Source organism: Bacillus sp. TH50, assembly GCF_016650565.1.
GTDB lineage: Bacteria > Bacillota > Bacilli > Bacillales > Bacillaceae_G > Bacillus_A > Bacillus_A mycoides.
This window is the reverse complement of the sequence record NZ_JAEKFM010000003.1, coordinates 665,909-685,722: the sequence shown is the minus strand read 5'-3', so window position 1 is coordinate 685,722 and position 19,814 is coordinate 665,909. Positions and strand designations below refer to the sequence as shown.

General features: G+C 35.0%; 18 protein-coding genes and 1 pseudogene. 15 read left to right on the top strand and 4 right to left on the bottom strand.

Annotated features, from left to right (window positions below):
* Positions 1-17 precede the first annotated feature (17 nt).
* The 3 genes from JFU23_RS03600 to JFU23_RS03590 all read left to right on the top strand — a co-directional run bounded on the left by JFU23_RS03600 (position 18) and on the right by JFU23_RS03590 (position 2,666).
* Positions 18-440, top strand: coding sequence for a YhfM domain-containing protein (locus tag JFU23_RS03600; RefSeq protein WP_201031397.1), 423 nt, complete (start codon positions 18-20; stop codon positions 438-440).
* A 214-nt stretch (positions 441-654) separates the two neighbouring features.
* Positions 655-2,100, top strand: coding sequence for a L,D-transpeptidase family protein (locus JFU23_RS03595; protein WP_002192790.1), 1,446 nt, complete (start codon positions 655-657; stop codon positions 2,098-2,100).
* 350 nt (positions 2,101-2,450) lie between these two features.
* Positions 2,451-2,666 carry a hypothetical protein gene (locus JFU23_RS03590; RefSeq protein ID WP_002017170.1) on the top strand — a complete coding sequence of 72 codons (216 nt, stop codon included), beginning with the start codon at positions 2,451-2,453 and terminating at the stop codon, positions 2,664-2,666.
* A 260-nt stretch (positions 2,667-2,926) separates the two neighbouring features.
* On the opposite strand, the gene JFU23_RS03585 is transcribed toward JFU23_RS03590, so the two are convergent.
* Positions 2,927-4,300 (bottom strand): sensor histidine kinase, encoded by a 1,374-nt coding sequence (locus JFU23_RS03585; protein WP_201031396.1) that lies wholly within the window; start codon positions 4,298-4,300, stop codon positions 2,927-2,929.
* Complete coding sequence (locus JFU23_RS03580; RefSeq protein WP_201031395.1) at positions 4,297-4,971, bottom strand: response regulator transcription factor; 675 nt, start codon at positions 4,969-4,971, stop codon at positions 4,297-4,299. Before JFU23_RS03580 ends, JFU23_RS03585 begins: the two co-directional genes overlap by 4 nt.
* A gap of 176 nt (positions 4,972-5,147) precedes the next feature.
* On the opposite strand from JFU23_RS03580, the gene JFU23_RS03575 reads away from it, so the two are divergent.
* Positions 5,148-5,618 carry a hypothetical protein gene (locus tag JFU23_RS03575; protein ID WP_201031394.1) on the top strand — a complete coding sequence of 157 codons (471 nt, stop codon included), beginning with the start codon at positions 5,148-5,150 and terminating at the stop codon, positions 5,616-5,618.
* Between the two features lie 20 nt (positions 5,619-5,638).
* Complete coding sequence (locus tag JFU23_RS03570) at positions 5,639-5,962, top strand: PepSY domain-containing protein (RefSeq protein WP_201031393.1); 324 nt, start codon at positions 5,639-5,641, stop codon at positions 5,960-5,962.
* A 688-nt stretch (positions 5,963-6,650) separates the two neighbouring features.
* Here the strand turns inward: JFU23_RS03570 and JFU23_RS03565 are convergent.
* Positions 6,651-8,039 carry an aminotransferase-like domain-containing protein gene (locus JFU23_RS03565; RefSeq protein ID WP_201031392.1) on the bottom strand — a complete coding sequence of 463 codons (1,389 nt, stop codon included), beginning with the start codon at positions 8,037-8,039 and terminating at the stop codon, positions 6,651-6,653.
* Positions 8,040-8,212: 173 nt separating this feature from the next.
* On the opposite strand from JFU23_RS03565, the gene azlC reads away from it, so the two are divergent.
* The 7 genes from azlC to JFU23_RS03535 all read left to right on the top strand — a co-directional run bounded on the left by azlC (position 8,213) and on the right by JFU23_RS03535 (position 13,184).
* On the top strand, positions 8,213-8,923 hold the full coding sequence (gene azlC / locus JFU23_RS03560; protein WP_201031391.1) for an azaleucine resistance protein AzlC: 711 nt from the start codon (positions 8,213-8,215) through the stop codon (positions 8,921-8,923).
* Positions 8,920-9,252, top strand: coding sequence for a branched-chain amino acid transporter permease (locus JFU23_RS03555; protein WP_201031390.1), 333 nt, complete (start codon positions 8,920-8,922; stop codon positions 9,250-9,252). The genes azlC and JFU23_RS03555 overlap by 4 nt, the downstream gene beginning before the upstream one ends.
* A 116-nt stretch (positions 9,253-9,368) precedes the next feature.
* Positions 9,369-10,349 (top strand): NADPH:quinone reductase, encoded by a 981-nt coding sequence (locus JFU23_RS03550; RefSeq protein ID WP_201031389.1) that lies wholly within the window; start codon positions 9,369-9,371, stop codon positions 10,347-10,349.
* A 49-nt stretch (positions 10,350-10,398) separates the two neighbouring features.
* Positions 10,399-10,584 carry a RidA family protein gene (locus JFU23_RS30450; RefSeq protein ID WP_242483484.1) on the top strand — a complete coding sequence of 62 codons (186 nt, stop codon included), beginning with the start codon at positions 10,399-10,401 and terminating at the stop codon, positions 10,582-10,584.
* A 360-nt stretch (positions 10,585-10,944) separates the two neighbouring features.
* The gene (locus JFU23_RS30445) at positions 10,945-11,100 is read left to right on the top strand and encodes a hypothetical protein (RefSeq protein ID WP_242483483.1); all 156 of its coding nucleotides are present in this window, start codon (positions 10,945-10,947) and stop codon (positions 11,098-11,100) included.
* 86 nt (positions 11,101-11,186) lie between these two features.
* A complete protein-coding gene (locus JFU23_RS03540; protein WP_274606695.1) occupies positions 11,187-11,630 on the top strand; it encodes a DDE-type integrase/transposase/recombinase in 444 nt (147 codons plus the stop codon).
* A 123-nt stretch (positions 11,631-11,753) separates the two neighbouring features.
* The gene (locus JFU23_RS03535; RefSeq protein WP_201031387.1) at positions 11,754-13,184 is read left to right on the top strand and encodes an IS4 family transposase; all 1,431 of its coding nucleotides are present in this window, start codon (positions 11,754-11,756) and stop codon (positions 13,182-13,184) included.
* Between the two features lie 284 nt (positions 13,185-13,468).
* Here JFU23_RS03535 and JFU23_RS03530 read toward each other — a convergent pair whose 3' ends face one another.
* Positions 13,469-13,519: a helix-turn-helix domain-containing protein gene (locus JFU23_RS03530; RefSeq protein WP_374191749.1), complete on the bottom strand. Its 51-nt coding sequence runs from the start codon at positions 13,517-13,519 to the stop codon at positions 13,469-13,471.
* Between the two features lie 706 nt (positions 13,520-14,225).
* Between JFU23_RS03530 and JFU23_RS03525 the strand changes: the two genes are divergently transcribed.
* The 3 genes and pseudogenes from JFU23_RS03525 to JFU23_RS03515 all read left to right on the top strand — a co-directional run.
* On the top strand, positions 14,226-16,466 hold the full coding sequence (locus tag JFU23_RS03525) for a M60 family metallopeptidase (RefSeq protein ID WP_201031386.1): 2,241 nt from the start codon (positions 14,226-14,228) through the stop codon (positions 16,464-16,466).
* A 142-nt stretch (positions 16,467-16,608) separates the two neighbouring features.
* Positions 16,609-18,972: a putative mucin/carbohydrate-binding domain-containing protein gene (locus JFU23_RS03520; RefSeq protein ID WP_201031385.1), complete on the top strand. Its 2,364-nt coding sequence runs from the start codon at positions 16,609-16,611 to the stop codon at positions 18,970-18,972.
* Positions 18,973-19,187: 215 nt separating this feature from the next.
* Positions 19,188-19,559, top strand: a pseudogene (locus JFU23_RS03515) (histidine phosphatase family protein); the annotation flags it as partial.
* Positions 19,560-19,814: the final 255 nt, after the last annotated feature.

Below are 19,814 nucleotides of genomic sequence, written 5' to 3'. Positions count from 1 at the left end.
AAAAGAGGAGGACTAATATGCGAATTAGAAAATTGACTTTAGTTTTTGTTTTTATGTGTATATTCATAGTAACCGGCTGTTCAAATATACTAGGAAATGAAGATCAAAGAATCGAAGTGCAAAAACGTGTTGGTGATGATAATTATGAGGATTTGAAAGTAGTTACAGACAATAATCAAGTGTTGCAAGTAAAGAAAATATTAAATGATATTCATTTTGAAAATAAAAAAGCGGAAATGTCGCGTTCAGCTGATTATCAGTTTATTTTTCAGTTTAAAAATCCGAAAATAGAGGCGAAATCTGTGTCATATCAAATTTGGATTAGTCCTAATAAAGATAAAGTAGAAGTAATGGCGGGGGATAATCGGTATGCTCAATTAGAAGGGAAAAATGCAGCCACCTTGTTTCAGATTGTTACCGGAGAGAAGTTAGTTAAATAAAAGTATATGGTACTTAACTTTTTGGTGTTTATTGTAATGATTTATTACTTGTAAGGGACTATTCAATGTGTTGTTCTATTAAAAAACTAAAGTTGATTAATTAAATGCGATAAAATCTTTTTAAAAATAATGAAATTTTAGGAAAAATAAGGTACACTAGTCAATGGTTTTAGTTTAAAATCGATTGACGTTAATGTATACGGGGGAAAGATTGATGAACAATAATCCAATAAATGAATCAGTTGAAGAAGTTGAGAGAAAACGAGTAAGATCAAGCAAACGTTTTACAAATTGGAAGCTTATTGCAGCGGGTGTTGGTGTAATTGTACTTCTCATTGGAGGAATGAGTTATTATCAGGCAACTCACTTCAATTCAAATGTTACGATTAATGACACAAAAGTCGGTGGTCTGAACGCTGATCAGGCAATACAGAAATTAAAAACATCTGGACTAGAAAACAAAGTCTATGTTGATCAACAACAAATTTTAGATGAAAAAGATACAAAAACGGAACTTACGGAAAAAGATTTTCCTCAAGTTAAGAAACTATTAAAAAGCCAGTGGACATTTTTCCCTTCCTCAAAGGAAAAAAATTATTCAGTGCTACCGGAAAAGGCGGATCAGTATCGTAGTGAAACGATGAAAAAACTTGTAGAAGAAAAGCTCATCTCTATGAATGAAAAATTAAAAGCGCCTCAAGATGCTATGGCGAAGCTTGAACAAGGAAAAGTTGTTATTTCGAAGAGCGTTGATGGAAAACAGTATGACGTTACTAGTCTACTGAAAGATTACGACAAGCAGAAGTATAAAAGTGAAATTCATCTGAAGTCTACATACATAAAGCCTATTAAAGAAGACGATCCGATTGTCAAAAAAGAGGAGAAAGCACTACAGAATCTTCTTGGGCAGTCTGTTGAGTATAAAGTGCAGAATGAAGTGTATCCTTTAAAAGCGAAAGATTTAATTCAGAATGCCTCTATGTCAAAGGATATGAAAGTTACAATCGATGCGAGCGACATTAAGAATAAGATTGCTGAAATTAATAATGCTAAATCAACATTAAATAAAAATTTCAGCTTTAAAACCCATTCCGGTTCGGTCATATCAGTAAAAGGACAAGGCTACGGCTGGGCACTAGATGTTGAAAAAGAAACAAAACAAGTTCAACAAGCTTTTGAAAAGGGTGAAAAATCGCTATCTGCTTCTAATATCCATGGAAATGGTTGGGAGAAGGAAGGTATCGGTTATGAAACAACATCGAATAATGGCATCGGAGACACGTATGCGGAAGTTTCAATTGCAGATCAACAAATTTGGATTTATAAAGATGGGAAATTAGTCGTCACAACAAATGTAGTAACTGGTAAACATAGCACGAGTGAAGATACATCACCAGGTGTGTGGTACGTTCTATATAAACGAACACCATACACGCTGAAAGGCAGCGCAGTAGGTAAAGCTGATTATGCAGTTAAGGTAGATTACTGGGTTCCATTCACAAATAGCGGCCAAGGATTCCATGATGCAGGCTGGCGAAAAGACTGGGCAAATAATGCTTATTTAACAGGGGGATCAGGCGGGTGTGTAAACCTTCTTCCTAATGTTGCAAAAACTGTATATGACAGTTTGAACACTAATGATCCAGTTATTGTGTACTAGAAAATAGCTACGTATCAAGAAATAAATAAAGCAGGAAATCTTATCTGATGGTACATGAAAAAACACCTCTTGAATTCGCATATTTAGTGTGCAAATTCAATGGAGGTGTTTTTTGTTTGAAAACAAGAGTTCATTGCCTATAAGAAACGAAGTAGAAAGAGATTGAGATGATAAATAGATATTCAAATAGTCAATAAAATTGACACTGAATATCATTTTCATTTATTATGAAATCGTCGCATGTAATTGGACATGATTTTTGTGAAAAAGTTTACTTTTTTATTAATATAATAGATTTCTATTAAGGTGTCCCATTTAAGAATTTAAGCGTAGGAAAGGGTAAAATAAAAATGAACTGGAAAAAAGGCGGATTATGGATTATTATTTTTTTCATTGTAAAAGGTACGATTTCTACACTTTTAATAGTTACAGGTGCTAAATATTTTGATTTATCATTTATGCAACTTTTCGTACTAATACTGATCTTATTACTGATTTCTCTCATAAGTCGAAAATTGCTGCATAGACATAAACAAAATAAAAAGCAAAAAGAGCTAAATATATAATGGAGCCCCAGAGACCTTTGGATTTCTGGGGTTTTACTATATATTTAGCTTCTTACTATTTGTGGAAAGTAAAACTCCCAGCTCAAAATTTAGGTGGGTACAGAAGTTTGTTGGGAGCTGATTAAAGTTTCACTTTATTCCATAGTGCATGATCTATGTTGATTAAAGGAAGTCACTGAATTTATTGCTACAATTATTAAACAAGGACTGAAGAGAGCTTTTTAATCAATCTGTATTCTAAAGCTAAAACCGAGCATACATTATGCTCGGTTTTCAATTGGTAGTTTAAATGTAAAAGTACTGCCTTCTCCTAATTCACTTTCAACGGTAATTTCTCCTCCGTGTAGTTCTATAATCCATTTTACCATCGACAATCCTAAACCTGTGTTTCCATTGTTTGAAGATGTTCGTGCTGCGTCAACTCGATAGAAGCGGTCCCATATTTTTACAATATGTTGCTCGCTGATGCCTATGCCATTATCGGAGACTTTACCTATTATGTTGGTTTCATCCCGGAACAGTTGGATATTCACAGTGCCGTTCGCTTTGCTATAAGCAATCGCATTCGTTAGTAAATTCATTAATAAACGCATCATCAATGTTTGATCTGCTTTAATAAACAGGTCTTCCTCTATATTTGTTGTTATATTAATCGAAGCTTCTTGAACCATTAATGAAAGCTCTTCTACAACGATTTCCGTTAATTCACTCATATTGATACATTCAAATTGAAAAGTATTATGCTTTTCTTGGTCAACTCGTGCTAATAATAAGAGTTGCGAGATTAACGTGGACATTTTACGCGATTGCCTTAAAATTACTTCTAACGATTCTTCCATTTCTTTCGGATTATTCCTCTGCGATAAAGCGTATTCGCATTGCGAAATAATAACAGATGTTGGTGTTCTTAATTCATGAGATGCGTCAGATGTAAATTGTTTTTCACTTTCGAATGATGTCTCCAATCGCTCAAACATTTTGTCAAAGGTTTGTGCTAAATGATACATTTCGTCTTTCGATGAACCTTGTAAATTAATTCTCTTCGAAAGGTCTTTACCATCACCAATTTCACTGGCTGAATCACTCATTTGTTGCACAGGTCGAAACGCTCTTTGCGTAATAAAATATCCTCCCGCTGCTGCAATGAGAATAAGTAATGGAAATGAGATGAGTGTTACCACAATAAGCGTATTCATGGTCGATGATAATTGATTCATGGTCATTATGCCACGAACCCAGACTTGCTCATCGCCGCCTACATTATGGAGAAAATCATATACTATCCATTCCTTATTACCGTCTTTAATGGTTTGTATTTCATCGGATTTAAGCGATACCTTTTTATTAAAGGTTGTTGGATTATGTCCTGCCAGCAGCTCACCTTGTTTACTATAAATGATGATATTTACTCCATCTTCTAAGGCTTCAAATTCATCGTCAATCTTTAACTGCCCATGCTTATATTCGATATCTTCAACACTTTCTTTTACTGTGCTCTTCAATTGATTTTTCATATTAAAAAGCAAAACTTTATCTGAAGAAGTTAAAATAAAAGCTAACACGAGTGCCATAATAATTACAACTAGCCCCGTATACCATAGGGTCACTCTCATTTTTATTGATAGTCTTTTCATGATTCTACTCGCAATACGTAACCAGTTCCTCGTACTGTATGAATTAACTTCGTTTCAAACTGGCTATCAATTTTTTTGCGAAGATAGCGGACGTAAACATCAATAATATTCGAGCCACCTTCATAGTCGTAATTCCACACATGTTGCTCAATTTTATCTCGTGTCAACACAACTTCTTTATTACGAATCATATATTCTAAAATAGCAAATTCTTTACTGGAAAGATTGATAACTTGATCTCCTCTTGTTACTTTATGCATATTGCAATCCACCACTAGGTCAGCGATTTCAAACACATTAGATATATTTCCTGTTTTTCTTCGCATCAACACTCGAATTCTTGCTAACAGCTCATCAAAAGCAAAGGGCTTTACTAAATAATCGTCCGCACCTAAGTCGAGTCCTGTTACGCGATCATCAATTGTATCTTTAGCTGTAAGAAGCAAGACAGGAGTTGTATTATTGTCCGAACGTAATCTTTGTAATACTTGTAAACCATCTATTCCGGGAATCATAATGTCAAGCACAATCAAATCGTAGGTAGCCATGCTTATATAATCCAAAGCATCTTCTCCATTCCCACATCCATCGACACTATAATATTCTGCATTTAATCGTTTTACTAATATATTTTGTAAGTCTTTTTCATCTTCGACAATAAGAACTCGCATTAACATTCTCCTTTTCTTCTTATTTATATGTATCACTATAATTTCAAAACATTAAAGAAAGATTAGAAACTATTTAATTATATCATTTTATTTTTTTGCACATTAATCTTCCTTTAATGTTTGTTCAGTAATATAAGGACATGGATAAGGTGCACATGTAAAGGGAGGAGAACATAATGGGAAAATGGATGATGATTGGAGCAATGTCTTGTTTATTCTTAACAGCTTGTTCTACTCAAGCTGATAACGATACAGAAATACAACAACTGAAAGTGGAAAATGATACATTGCAAAAAGAAAGTGCTCAACTACAACAAGAACCACACAAAACAGGGCCTGCTACGAATGATACGAAGCAAATACAAGATTTTAAAAACGAAGTCACATCTATTGTAGAAAAGGCAAATAACACGAAACCAGTTGGAGCTAAAGAAGAAAACTTAAATACGTACTTAGCAGCAAAAAAAGAAATTGATCAATTGGATGACAAGATAGATCTATCGGATAATCAGCTAGAAGCAGATTATCACGCCGGAACGATAACGATTGAACAATATAAAGCGCAAGAAAGAGAACACGATATACTGGAAGATCAATTAGAGCAAGCAGAAAATGTACTTGAAGCAAGATTTGGAATAGATGATTAATTATTAAGGAGTGGATGAAAATGTTAAAACATAAAAAGAAAATAATGATAAGCGTAATTGCTATTTTAGTAAGTGGTATTGCTATTGTTGGTGGATATTATGGTATGGGTTACAATTATGCAAAAAAGAATGAAAACTACACAGAGAAACAAGTTCGTGAAATTTCTTTAGCGCATACAAATGGAGAAATTATGAATGTGAAAAAAGAATTCGAATTAGAAGATGACAACTTAGCACAATCAAAATTTGAATATGAAGTGGAAATCAAGACACCTGATAATCTGTTAAATATTTTAAAGGTTAGTGCTAGAACAGGTACAATAGAAATCAATAGTGAAGATTAAAAAAATATCGCGTATTTGAAAAAATACAATAAGCTGCCCATATGGGCAGCTTATTTACATAATTCTTGTTATCGGTAGCGAAGAAAAAGACGAATCCCTACTCTCAAGGGAATCGTCTTTTTTGTTCTATGGATCTATGCGTTTTTTTATACATTCCTATCCTGGTGCGGTTTTAGGGTTCTTGTCTGTTTTTGGATTAACCGAAAAACTGTATAAAATCTTGTATACGCTTAGAGTAATTTTTTCCGAAATTCTGGCGGTACCCCATTGCCATCAACCTAAGCTTTTGAGATACCCCCATACCGAAATTTTCACCTTTTTACAGTTATTTATGAGAATTCAGCTCATTTTTTCGTTTTGGGGAACAATCAATTTCTTACGTTGATGGGTATGTGATAATGCTTCCATTTGAACAAAGGCTGCCGTCCAACTTTTACAACACCTACTAGCCGAACTACGTTTGTGGGGCTGGTTTTTGAAGTGATTTTATAGTATTACTGAAGATATTTCTTATATTTTTGTTCCGCAATCGGGCCAGATTATGAAGTAACAAAGAGAATATATAGTTTGATTCAACTAAAAAATGAGAAAAAGGGTTGCTTGAGGCAACCCTTTTTTATAGATCATAGTGGCACAAGATTTTAAGTCGTACCCCGTTATTTTTTATAGATGGTGTATGACCTTTGAATTAATTAAGATACTGTTTTAATATTTTTAACCCAACTTTTAACTCATCCAATGAATTTGTAGAAGAAAGTGCAATACGCAAATACTTATCCGGATTGGTCTGACCGCTTAGAAAACGGTTAGAATGAAAAACTCTAATACCGTGCCTTTTCAAATCCGCTTCCAACTGTAACGCATCGTTATGCCCTTCAATTGGAAGCCAACGATAAAAACTAAGAGGATGTTCAACATTCTTTTTTATAGGAAAATATTCCGAATAAATATCATTTGCAGACTGTGCAAGCTGTTTCTTTTGAGAAACAATTTCATGAGCCTTCCCCGATAAGATAAGCTCTGAGATAACCTCTGCATCAAAAGAAGAGGTTTTTACATTGATGTTAAAAATAGCATGCAAAATTTTCTCACTTAATGCATCCCCATAGACCATATAGGCAATTCTTAATCCAGAACATATTGACTTAGAGGTGCCACAAATATAAACACTCTGTTCTGGAAGTAAATTAAACATTGGCTGCTGGTAATCGGAGATTGTACCTGCCGTCAGAAATGCATGAATATCATCCTCAATCAAAATTAAACGATGCTTACGAATGACTGCCGCTAATTCTTTCTTTCGAAAATCCGAAATCATAACTGTGGTTGGATTATTGCAAGAGGGCATCAGAAAAATGCCGTGAATATTTATTTGCCGACACTGCTTTTCAAGTTCGTCTGGTAGCATTCCAAACTGGTCTCCAGGAATTGGGACTAACTGAATATGGAACATTTTTGCTAACTCGATAAAATTTGAATACGTGTATAAATCGGTTGCAATTCTATTACCAGGCTCAAACAAAGCAGCCAAGGCAATAGTCAAAGCATTTTGCGCGCCGGAAACAATCGCTATATGTTCTTGGTCTGCTTGAATACCGAAAGATTTCATCCAGTTTAGCCCTGCAGTCTTTTGATGTGGAATACCGGTTGGATCATTGTAATTTAGTAGCTGCTCCAAATAGCTTTTATCCACAACCTTTTGGATAACCTCTGCTACAATTCCATTAGATTGCTCAAAAGAGGCTACTAAGCCAAAATCAATACTGTTTGTGATTTTATCATTGGAAATGGTTATAGAACGAGCCGCATTTGGAGCTACAAAGGTTCCGCTTCCGGTTACTGCATAAATTAAGCCCTTTACCTCGCATATTTTGTAGGCACGAGTAATAGTCGTAAAGTTTAAGTCAAGAAAATCTGCCAATTCTCGTTGAGGGGGTAACTTTGTCCCGGGTGCTAAAAAGCCATTTATAATATCCTGTTCAAGTAGTGACGCTAGAGATTTATAAAAAGGGCGTTTTAAGGATTTCTTATCAGGTTTCCAAGCCATCGGGTAATTATCAAATGAATTTACTGGCATACTACACCTCTAATATCTTATTCTATACAATCATATCACTTTTTGTATGGAATTCTTAATAAAAGGGAACTAAATTCTTTATAAAGAAATGTAATGCATACAATTATTTTATTTTTTGTATGGATGCTCTATGTTAAATTAAAACAAAGTTAGCAATCAAGGATGTGAATCATATGAAAAAAAGAAATCAAATAAGAATTGCATTTCGTGCGGCTTTTCCATACACAGTCCCTATTTTTGCAGGATTTGTATTTTTGGGAATTGCTTATGGAATCTATATGAATTCATTAGGTTTCAATGTAATTTATACAAGCATGATGAGTCTAACAATATTTGCAGGATCAATGGAGTTTGTTGCAGCGAATTTATTGCTTGTCGCGTTTAATCCAATTAACGCCCTTTTTCTAACTTTAATGGTGAATGCACGACATTTGTTTTATGGCATTTCCATGCTGGATAAATATAGGGGAACCGGGAAGAAAAAGTTTTATCTGATTTACGGGCTATGTGATGAATCTTTTTCTATCAATGGTACCGTTGATGTTCCATTGGGTGTGGATAAGGGGTGGTTTATGTTCTTCGTGACACTGCTCAATCATTCCTATTGGGTCATAGGAGCAACAATTGGCGGCATTTTTGGACCTCTTGTACAGTTCGATACAGAAGGACTCGAATTTGTTATGACGGCTCTCTTTGTTGTAATTTTCATTGAACAGTGGATGAAAGAGAAACAGCACTATAGTGCTCTTGTAGGGATTGGGCTGTCAACTGTCTGTCTTATTATTTTTGGCGGAAACAATTTCATTATCCCTGCTATGGTTGCAATTCTGGTAATGCTCACCGTTCTTAGAAAGAAATTAGAGAAAGTTGAGGTCATCATATGACTATGAGTTTAGCGCAGCAAATTATCACAATTGCTATGGTTGTTTTAGGCACAATGCTTACAAGGTTTCTTCCATTCGCCATTTTCCCATCAGGTAAACCCACACCAAATTATGTTCAGTTTCTTGGCAAAGTGCTACCATTGGCTGTGGTAGGACTGTTGGTAATTTATAGTTTAAAGGATGTGAGCTTTCTGTCCGGCAGTCACGGCATCCCTGAATTTATTGCGGTATCGGTAGTTGTCCTGCTTCACTTTTGGAAGAAAAAGATGCTCCTCTCTATAGCAGGGGGAACGATTGTCTACATGATTTTGATCCAATTGGTTTTTTAATTGCATTAATAATATTAGCGTTTCTATCTCCTCTCATCCATAAGTATAAGAAATGATGAAGAAGGTAGGTTGAAAGTACAAAAAAACTATATATTAAATTTGTAGGAGGAATACAGATGAAAGCTGTTCAAATGTCAAATTTCGGTGGACCTGAAGTCTTGAAATGCACAGAAGTAGATGAACCAATCCCGGCTACAAATGAAGTACGTGTTAGACTTTTTGCTGCGGGTGTCAACCCTAATGAAACGTATATTCGTACTGGTACGTATTCTTTTTATATTCCTGAGTTGCCGTACACCCCCGGGTTTGATGGATCTGGAGTTATAGATGCAATAGGCGAGGGGGTAAAGCATCTCAAAATAGGAGACCGCGTTTTTGTAGCTGCATTGCTTGCAAAGCGGAATACCGGAACATATGCACAAAAAGTGGTTTGTGATGCGAATGTTGTCCATAAATTGCCTGAGTCAATATCATATCAGAAAGGTGCATCTCTCGGTATTCCAGCATTAACTGCTTATCGTGCATTGTTTCACAGAGCGAAGTTAAAACCAGGTGAGACAGTTTTGATTCACGGAGCAAGCGGTGGCGTTGGTTTGTTGGCAGTTCAGATGGCCAAAGGAATCGGAGCGACGGTGATTGGAACTGCAAGCACAGAAGAGGGGAAGTCTTTGGTGAAAGCTTCAGGAGCCACACATGTACTCGATCACATAACGGAGGATTCCATCAATAAAATAATTTCTTTGACAAATGATAAAGGACCAAATGTCATCATTGAGTTCTTGGCAAATGTGAATTTAGAGACTGATCTGAAGATAATAGCACAATATGGTCGTATCGTTGTAGTTGGTAGCCGGGGCAACCTGGAATTCAATCCGAGATTGGCGATGTATAAAGAAGCAGATATCTTAGGTTTGGCTCTTTGGAATGCAATACCCGATGAGTACAATGAGAGTTTACTTGCTGTTGAGGCTTTCCTGGAATCGGGTATTTTACATCCGGAAATCGGAGATGCATTAACCTTAGAAGATGCAGGAAAAGCGCATGAACAAATATTAAGTAAAAAAGCACATGGAAAAATAGTACTTTCCATTGATTAAATCTCCCCCCGATGCAATGTATATTCCTGTAAAACAATGAGGAAATGCTTTGTTTGTATCAGGACAAATTCTAGTTGTTAATGGGGCACTTGCTTATACAGGGAAAGTCGGTAATGAAAGAACATTAGAAGAAGCACATGAGGCAGCAAAAATCAGCACGATTAATATGTTGGCAGCAGTCAAGAATTACCTTGGTGATTTAGATCGTGTTGTAAATGTCATTAAACTTCAGTGATTTGTTAACAGTGAAGTTGGGTTTTTAGAACCACATACTGTTATTAATGGGGCATCACAATTATTATACGATGTGTTCGGTGAGGCAGGAAGACATGCACGTACGTCACTCAGTACGTATCAATCCACTGAATGCCACAGTTGAAATTGAAGCGATTTTTGAAATCGAGGTAAAAATAGAGCAAGCCTAAATAAAAAAGAGGGATTTGATTGGTATTATCCCCCCTAAGTAGACAGTGTATCATTTACTTAGAGGGGATTTTACTATGTCTAGGAAAAATAACAGCTATTCTTACGAGTTAAGAATACAATCAGTTCAAGGTTATTTAAATGGTGAGGAAGGTATGTCAAAGTTGCCCCAATGTATGGATTAAAAAGCAAAACCCAATTAGAAAATTGGGTAGAGAAATATCGTGAAACACCTAATCCACTCAATGGAAAGAAAATTCATTTCAAATGCGTTGAAGAAGAACGTGACTATTACAAGGTACAGGTTGAATATCTAAAAAAGCGTTAATACTCTAAAACCTATCCAAACGTATTAGAACGAAAATTTCAGAAGAGACAGCCAAACGAAGTACTCATAACGGATATCACCTATTATTGAAGGGTGGATTTCGTTATTTATTGGCCGAACAAGACCTTAATAACAATGTAGTTATTGCTTGGAGGCTGTCTTCACGGAATGATTTACAACTCGTGATGGATACATTAGATTTAGTAGCAGAAAAAAGAAATTTTTACAGAACCATTTTCCATTCGGATCAGGGGTTTCAGTACGCATCTCACGCCTATCATAATCATTTTGCACACCTAGGTGTTATTGGCAGCCACTCCCGTAAGGGACATTGCCATGATAATACTTGTATTGAATCATTCTTTTTGCATGTAAAATCAGAAGGTATTTATTTAAACCACTTTGAATCTGAAGAGGAACTACAAGCTGCCATTGAAGATTATATTTATTTTTATAACTATCAACGTTTCCAAAAACGACTCTGCCACCTTGCAGAATTGTTCGACTTTTTTAGGTTGCAATTTGCTTAGCGTAAGAAATTCGCGTTTTGTTGGTGCTACCCCATCGCTATCAAGCTAAGATAAATTTGTATCCATATAATCAAAAAAACGCTATTCTTTTTGTAGAAATATACAGAAAGGATGGCGTTTTTGATGAATCCTATCATTTCCAATGAACTGAATCTTTTCGCACAAGAGCTACAATACTTTTTATCTCCAATAGTCCTACAAGATATCGCCAAACAAGTTGGTTTTGTACAGCGATCTAGTAAGTATCAAGCAAACGAACTCATTGCCCTTTGCGTATGGCTCAGTCAAGAAATCGCTAGCACATCGCTTACACAATTGTGCAGTCAGTTAGAAGCCTCAACTGGGGTACTGATGAGCTCAGAAGGATTGAACCAACGCTTTAATCCAGCAGCTGTCGCATTTCTTCGAGAAGTCTTTACTTCTCTTCTCACACAAAAACTCTGTTCAAATCACTCGCTTTCTGCACACATGATCTCTACTTTCAATCGTATCCGTATTTTAGATGCGACAGTGTTTCAACTGCCTGATCATTTCGCCACTAACTATCAAGGTTCAGGCGGGAGTAGTAATACGGCAGGCGTGAAAATCCAATTGGAATATGATTTACTTAGTGGTCAATTTCTTAACGTGCAGCTTGGACCAGGAAAGAATAATGATAAAACATACGGTACCATCTGCCTTGAAACCGTAGAGGCGGGTGATTTGTGTTTACGTGATCTTGGTTACTTCGATTTAGGAGACTTACAAACTATTCATGATAAAGAGGCTTACTATATCTCGCGGTTGAAGCTGAATACACGCATTTATATCAAGAACCCTGAGCCAGAATACTTCAACAACGGCACGTTAAAAAAGCAAATAGAATACATCCAGCTTGATATGGCACAAATGATGTCGGGTCTAATCCCAGGTGAAACGATAGAAATCCCCGAGGCATACATTGGCCAAAATCAGAAGCTTCCAGCACGTGTCATTTTCCATCGTTTAACCGATGATCAAACGCAAACACGCCTGAAAAACCAAGCGATACGTGAAAAGAAAAAAGGCATCGTCATGAAGGAGAAAAGTAAACGTTTAATGGGTATGAATGTATATATCACGAACACGTCTCTAGAAGGAGTACCAACGAACTACGTGCACTCATTGTATTCACTTCGTTGGCAGATTGAAATTTTGTTTAAAACGTGGAAGTCATTTTTTGAAATTGATGAATGTAAAAATATTAAAAGAGAACGCCTAGAGTGCCATTTATATGGACAACTCATCGGCATTCTCCTCTGTTCTTCTACGATGTTTCAAATGCGACAGTTTCTGCTTGAAAAGACAAAGCAGGAGCTGAGTGAATACAAAGCGATTTATATGGTTAAAGATTACTTTCCGTTACTGTTTCAAGCGATAGCCGTTGGCACAGAAGAAATTTTAAAAATTCTGCATCGTCTTTATCTGTTGCTCAAAAAGAACGGTCGTAAATGTCATCGGTATAAGAAGATGACTGTCTTTGATATTCTAGGGATTGTGTATAAAACGACGGTGAAGTATAGACAATCTGCCTAGCGAAAAAATCACGTTTTATTAGGCTTCTTTAGCATGCCTACTTTTCTATCAATTGCTAGTTTTGAAACAAGGATCGTTTCTTATCTAGTAATTTACTTGGTTAGCTTGATGGGCATGGGGTACTGCCAAGATACATGTAATTTTGAGTCATAGGCTTACTTTTATTTTGAAACATAATCAAATCGGGGTTTTCTCTATAATTTTTAAACTTATTATCATACACCCTAATCATACAATTGAAACAAAGTATTTTCAGTAGCTAACTAATGAATGATTAAGGTTGCTTATGCTTTATTTGGATAGATACGAAATTTATATGCTTTATTGATCATCATTCCTTTCACACCCATTTTGATATGTACCTATTATACAACAAACGTACATTCGAATGATATTGAAGTAACAATGTAAGTATGTCGAACAATTAAGATGACTTCCTGCCATCCCTTGTCCGAAGCCAATTCATCTCCCACCTACTCACTTCACGTTCCTTGAGGAAGGAGTCTTCTTGGCTAAAATGATAAAATATAAAAACTACGCTACCTTTTCTGTGGAATCCTAGGAAAAGATGACGCTTTTATCTCCCAATAACTTAAAAACTTAAACTATAAGGGAAAAAAGAATGAAGTATTCTGATGGTAGTAAATGACTTAGCGGTTTCAATGTATATATGACAAATCCGCCTATAGCTATTTACTTTCTTGAATTTTACATAATATTAATTTTCTGTGAATTATTACTCTGTAATTAATTAGATTTAATGTATTATTCACACGAAATGACTTCCTTTGTGTAATTTATTTGATTTGTAAGACAGTTAGGAATACTAGATTAAAACATAAATAGACGTTTTTGATAGATATTTTATAAAGTTGTATTTATATGTGTCATAAAATAACATCTAAATATAATTATAAACAGAGTAAAGGGAGGGCTATGTAAAAAGTAATAAATACAAGTTCATGAACTGTTTTTGCACGTAAACACATGCTAAAGAAATGAAAACTTTTAAATTTATCAAGGAAATGAGAGGGAGATACTATGGGGAATAAATCAAAGCATAAAACCAAAAGAATACTTGTAGCTACTGCAACATTAACTATACTTGCTTCTGGAATGGCTTCTTCACCAGATGTCTTTGCAGAGGAAACGCAGCAGCAAAAAAATTTATCGACATCACTGCAAAGTGAAAATTCATTTAAATCAGAAAATAGAACGTATACAGTCCCAGGGAAAGGGGATGTCGAGGGACTGAAACAACAGGAAAGAAAAAATATGGCATTTAGCCCATATGAACCCACTGGTTTATATGCAAAACCAAATGAACAAATAACGATTAATGTAGAAGGTAATCAAGATATTCAGGTATATATTGGAACGTATTCGTATGATGCTTCTTGGAGAGAAGATTCTAAAATAAAATCATTTACATTAAAACCTGGTATAAACACGATTCAATCTCCAAATGGGGGGATGATTTATTTTTATAATAAACAACAAGGTGGCACCATTCGAACAACAGTCACAACAGGTGGAACGACTACGCCTTTCTTTGAATTAGGAAAGCATACGAAACAAGATCTAATAAACATGCTGGACCAATATCCTAATGCACATGCAGTGGAGTTAAAAGGAGAACGTGTATTAATTACAGCCAGTCCTGCACGTGTTAAGAAATATTTGTTGGGTTCTAATACAGATCCTGTACAACTCTTAAAAAAGATGGATGAAGCTACTCGAATTCAAGACAAAGTAGCTGGATTATCCGAAGAACAAGTAGATAAACATTATGTTCATTACGTAGAGGAAAATCATTCTCCGGATTATTATATGTATGCAACTTCTTATCGAACTGCATATGTAGGAGATGCAATCCAATACGTGTTAGATATTGATAAATTTGTAAAAGATGGCTGGGGTCCATGGCACGAGGCAGGACATTTGAGACAACAATCGCCCTGGAAGTTTTATAATATGACAGAAGTACAAAATAATATATACAGCCTTTCTGTAGAAAAAGCATTTAATCAACCATCCAATTTAGAGAAAAGTGGAATTTATCCAAAAGCGTTTCAATATCTAGAACAAACGAATAAAAATTATGATGAAATTAGTGATGTTTTTGTTAAGCTTGTTATGCTTTGGCAACTACAGTTAGCATATGGAGAGGATTTCTATCCTAAATTGCATCAGCTGTATAGAGACATGCCTTCAAATGAGATTCCACAAACTGATGAAACGAAAAAACAATTATTTATGATTTCAGCATCAAAGGCAGCAAACCAAAATTTAATTCCGTTTTTTGAGAAGTGGGGATTACGTCCAAATAACGATACCATCCAAAAAGTGGCTGCATTAGGATATCCAATTTTAACAGCAGAAATTTGGAAGGGTACGGATTCTAATCCAATTAAACCAGATATGCCTAATGGAAATAATATTTTAGAAGGAAAACAGTTTGCATGGTCACTAAAAGGAATTAGCGATTTTGAGTTTGCTAAAGTCAATTTCAATAAGTCGACAGAAGAAATGCAAATCGACTTAAAAGCAGGCATACCGCATCATTATTTTAATGAAACATACGCGAGTCTTAAAGTACAAAATACATCAGGAAAAGTAGTATACAATAAAGATATTTATGGAAACAAACAGCAAAATGCTGAATCGCAAAAGGTACCAGTCAAAGTAGGAGATTTTATCGAGTTAACACATTTAGAAGGTGTGCATAGAGCTACTTTTATGAATGTCGATAATAGTAAACAAGAGAGCTTTGGAAAAAAAGCCATATACGAAGTTACAAAGGATGGCCTGAAAAAAGTAAATCAAATTGTTAATCCGAAACCAGATACAGAGGCTCCGACACAGCCACAAGAATTATATGCAAGCAACCTAACTTCTAACAGTGTAGAGCTAAAATGGAACCCTTCTACAGATAATGTAGGTGTAAAAGAATATCAGGTAATACGCGATGGAAAATTGATTCAAACGGTACAAGGAACGACGTTTACTGATCAAAACTTAACAGCTAACAAGGAATATAAATATGCAGTGAAGGCTGTAGATGCAGCTGGAAATACATCAATTCAAAGTAACATTCTTCCGGTAAAAACAAAAGATCAAAATGCATCTTATGAGAAATGGGATCCAAAGAAGGCGTATACAAAGGGAGACAAAGTAGAACATCAAGGGAAAGTGTATGAAGCTGTTCAAAATCATCAAGGAAATGGTGACCAAAATTGGATATTTGCATTATCTTTATGGAAACCACTTACAATCAAGTAATATGTAAGAATCAGATGTGAAGATAGAACAACATAAATTGGGGCAGTATTTTAAAGAATTACTGGATGTTGCTTGAATTTTGATAGATTTATCTACTAAGTTATTATTCAATAATAAAAATTAGAAAAGGAAGTAGATTAGTGTGATTAGTCAGAAAACGAAGAAAAGTTTTAATAAAGTTATTATAATTACCGCAGCATGTAGCATGTTTTCTATGTTTGGAACGTCTATTTCGCACACTAGAGCCGAAACACATTCAGCTGCTCCAGCAGTTTATGTGAGTCCCAAAAATATACCTGCCTCAGATATTATTAGTATAGACTGGTCACCAGTTCAGACTGCACCTTATACGTATTGGGCTGTACACAACTGGAATGCAGGTGGTGAAGCTGGAGGATATGCTGGTTTTCAACAACAAAGTGGGTATGATGAAAATGGAAAACGTACATTACATTTTGCCTTATGGGATCCAATTTCCTCTAAAGAAGCAATAAAGGCCGAATACTTATCTCCGAATTCACAAGCTGGACCCTTTGGAGGAGAAGGAACAGGAATGAAGGTTCAAACAAATTATGGTTGGAAAGACTACAATTGGTACAGAATGACAATGCGTTCATGGCAAGAAGATGGTCATACTAAATTTGGACAATGGATGAAAGATGTAACAAAGAATAAATGGCACCTAATTGCAATTATGGACTTTCCGGTTGCTAATGTTGCATTTAATCATGGATTAGGAATGTTTCAGGAAGACTGGGCTGATAGTGGACAGAATGTTCGAGAAGCGCGCCTAAAAAATGGTTATAGCCGAAAGTTAGTAGATAAACAATGGAGTTCTTGGAATAATCAAAGTATTTCTGGAACGCATGATAATGCTTATCAATATGATGGAGGAGCTACTTCAGAATATGTATGGGTCAAAGCAGGAGGTAATACGCAGTCTACCATTGGATCAGGAAAAACATTCACGCTAAATCAACCTACTCAACCTGAAATAGGAAAAATAGATTTTGATATCCAATCTATATATTATGAAAATGAAAAATTAAATGTATCTTGGAAACTAAAAGAAAATAGTACACCGCAATTTAAGGGGAAAATTGAAATTTATAACAATGAAAATATGACGGGCCAACCTATTAACGTAATTGATGATATTAAATCTTATCAAAATGGAATCAATCAATCTATATTATTACCAACAAATGCTTATGCAAAAATTGTATTAACGGATTTATTTGATCAAACTGTTGAGAAAAAGGTACAAATCAAAAATGAATCTCCAAACATTTTTGAAGGTAACGAATTTGCATGGTCGCTGAAAGGGATTGGAGATTTTGAATTTGCGAAAGTAAATTTAAATAAATCAACAGAAGAAATGCAAGTGGACTTAAAAGCAGGTGTACCACATAACTACTTTGATAGTACATACGCAAGTATTAAAGTGCAAAACACATCAGGTAAAGTGATCTATAACAAAGAGATTTATGGAAATAAGCAACAAAATGCTGAATCACAAAAGGTACCAGTCAAAGTAGGAGATTATATCGAGCTAACACATTTAGAAGGTGTGCATAGAGCTGCTTTTACGAATGTCGATAATAGTAAACAAGAGAGCTTTGGAAAAAAAGCCATATACGAAGTTACCAAAGAAGGTCTGAAGAAAGTAGAAAAAATGCCAGAAGCAACAATTTTAGATGGAAATCAATTTGCATGGTCATTAAAAGGATATAGTGATAGAGAAATTGCAAAAGTAGATTATGATAAAACGGCAGAACAGATGAAGGTAAAACTAGAAGCAGGTGTACCACATTCCTACTTTGCTAGTACGTATGCGAGTATTAAGGTCCAGAATTCTTCTGGCAACGTTCTGTACAATAAAGAAATTGTAGGAAATAAACAACAAAATGCTGAAAGCCAAACTGTGCCCGTTAAAATAGGGGATTACATTGAACTAACTCATATAGAAGGGGAAGCAATAAAGGAAAAAACGCGAGCGACTTTAATTAACCTTGAAAATAACAAAAATGAAACCATTGGAAAGATAGCGAGATATCAAGTTACAAAAGAAGGCCTGAAGAAAGTAGAGAAAATGCCAGAAACAACGGTTTTAGATGGAAATCAATTCGCATGGTCATTAAAGGGATATAATGATCGAGAAATCGCGAAAGTAGAATATAACAAGGCAACAGAGAAAATGCAGATTAAATTAGAAGCGGGTATACCCCATTCCTATTTTACTAGTACGTATGCAAGCATTAAAGTTCAAAACTCATGGGGTAATATCTTGTACAATAAAGAAATTGTAGGAAATAGACAACAAGCTTCTGAAAGCCAAACCGTTTCAGTCAAAGTAGGGGATTATATTGAGTTTACTCATATAGAGGGAGAAGCACAAAAGGAAAAGACACGTGCCACACTTACTAATCTTGAGAATAGTAAACAGGAATTTGTGGGTAAGAAAAAAACATATCAAGTTACTCCTACGGGATTATTAATAAAATAGATTAAAAGGATGTCTAAAAAAATAGAATTTTTTTGGACATCTTTTTTATTATTAAAAAAGTGTTAATTATTGATGGAAAGAACGCATTTTGTATTGTTTTTGTTGAGGAAAGAGTACTGGTAGTATAAAGAGAAAATAGATTTTCTAAATTAAAAGAATATGTTATTAAAAGTAAGGATTTCTAATTAATTTGAATAAATAGGTAAAATATAATAATATATCCATTCGGTTTAAAAGATGTAAGGGGGGAATCGGAAGCGGATATTTTAAACGTGCATGAAGTAAGAGCAGATTTTGAATTAACGGAAATGGGTAGATGACAAGTGGGAGGTTTAGTACATAAAGTGAAAAATGACTTTCCATCAGATTTTATATGGGCAAGTACATTAAAGAGGGCGCGAGAAACTGCTGAAACATTAGCAAAAGCTATTGGCTGTCTAATGAAATTTGAAGAAGAATTAATGGGATTTAATAATGGTATACAGGCTGGTATGTCTTTTGAAGAAGCGAAAAAGTTACCGGAGCCAATATTTCTTCAGGATCGTTTTGAAAATGGAGAATCATTCATAGAGTTTCGAATGAGCCTTAGATTTTCAAACGATTTTATTGTTATATTTTGAGTGCAGTGAAGTATCTTATATTGAAAATTAAACAATTAAGTTTTAACCCTGTCCTAAATTTAGAACGGGGTTATGCCTGTTTTAGGTTTGAAAATTAAATAACGTTATTGTTTTTTCACATTAACGTTAAGCTCTACACTCTCATTACATATTTAAGACTCTGATGTAAAAAACAAACAAACTTGAAAATGATTTTTCTAACTTAGCCATATTGATACTACT

What these genes read in the sequence shown, in the direction of transcription:
- JFU23_RS03550 (WP_201031389.1), top strand. Translation starts at nt 9,369, where the DNA reads ATGAAAGCTGTTCAAATGTCAAATTTCGGTGGACCTGAAGTCTTGAAA.
- azlC (WP_201031391.1), top strand. Translation starts at nt 8,213, where the DNA reads ATGAAAAAAAGAAATCAAATAAGAATTGCATTTCGTGCGGCTTTTCCA.
- JFU23_RS03535 (WP_201031387.1), top strand. Translation starts at nt 11,754, where the DNA reads ATGAATCCTATCATTTCCAATGAACTGAATCTTTTCGCACAAGAGCTA.
- JFU23_RS30445 (WP_242483483.1), top strand. Translation starts at nt 10,945, where the DNA reads ATGTATGGATTAAAAAGCAAAACCCAATTAGAAAATTGGGTAGAGAAA.
- JFU23_RS03580 (WP_201031395.1), bottom strand. Translation starts at nt 4,971, where the DNA reads ATGCGAGTTCTTATTGTCGAAGATGAAAAAGACTTACAAAATATATTA.
- JFU23_RS03565 (WP_201031392.1), bottom strand. Translation starts at nt 8,039, where the DNA reads ATGCCAGTAAATTCATTTGATAATTACCCGATGGCTTGGAAACCTGAT.
- JFU23_RS03525 (WP_201031386.1), top strand. Translation starts at nt 14,226, where the DNA reads ATGGGGAATAAATCAAAGCATAAAACCAAAAGAATACTTGTAGCTACT.
- JFU23_RS03585 (WP_201031396.1), bottom strand. Translation starts at nt 4,300, where the DNA reads ATGAAAAGACTATCAATAAAAATGAGAGTGACCCTATGGTATACGGGG.
- JFU23_RS03595 (WP_002192790.1), top strand. Translation starts at nt 655, where the DNA reads ATGAACAATAATCCAATAAATGAATCAGTTGAAGAAGTTGAGAGAAAA.
- JFU23_RS03555 (WP_201031390.1), top strand. Translation starts at nt 8,920, where the DNA reads ATGACTATGAGTTTAGCGCAGCAAATTATCACAATTGCTATGGTTGTT.
- JFU23_RS03575 (WP_201031394.1), top strand. Translation starts at nt 5,148, where the DNA reads ATGGGAAAATGGATGATGATTGGAGCAATGTCTTGTTTATTCTTAACA.
- JFU23_RS03600 (WP_201031397.1), top strand. Translation starts at nt 18, where the DNA reads ATGCGAATTAGAAAATTGACTTTAGTTTTTGTTTTTATGTGTATATTC.
- JFU23_RS03590 (WP_002017170.1), top strand. Translation starts at nt 2,451, where the DNA reads ATGAACTGGAAAAAAGGCGGATTATGGATTATTATTTTTTTCATTGTA.
- JFU23_RS03570 (WP_201031393.1), top strand. Translation starts at nt 5,639, where the DNA reads ATGTTAAAACATAAAAAGAAAATAATGATAAGCGTAATTGCTATTTTA.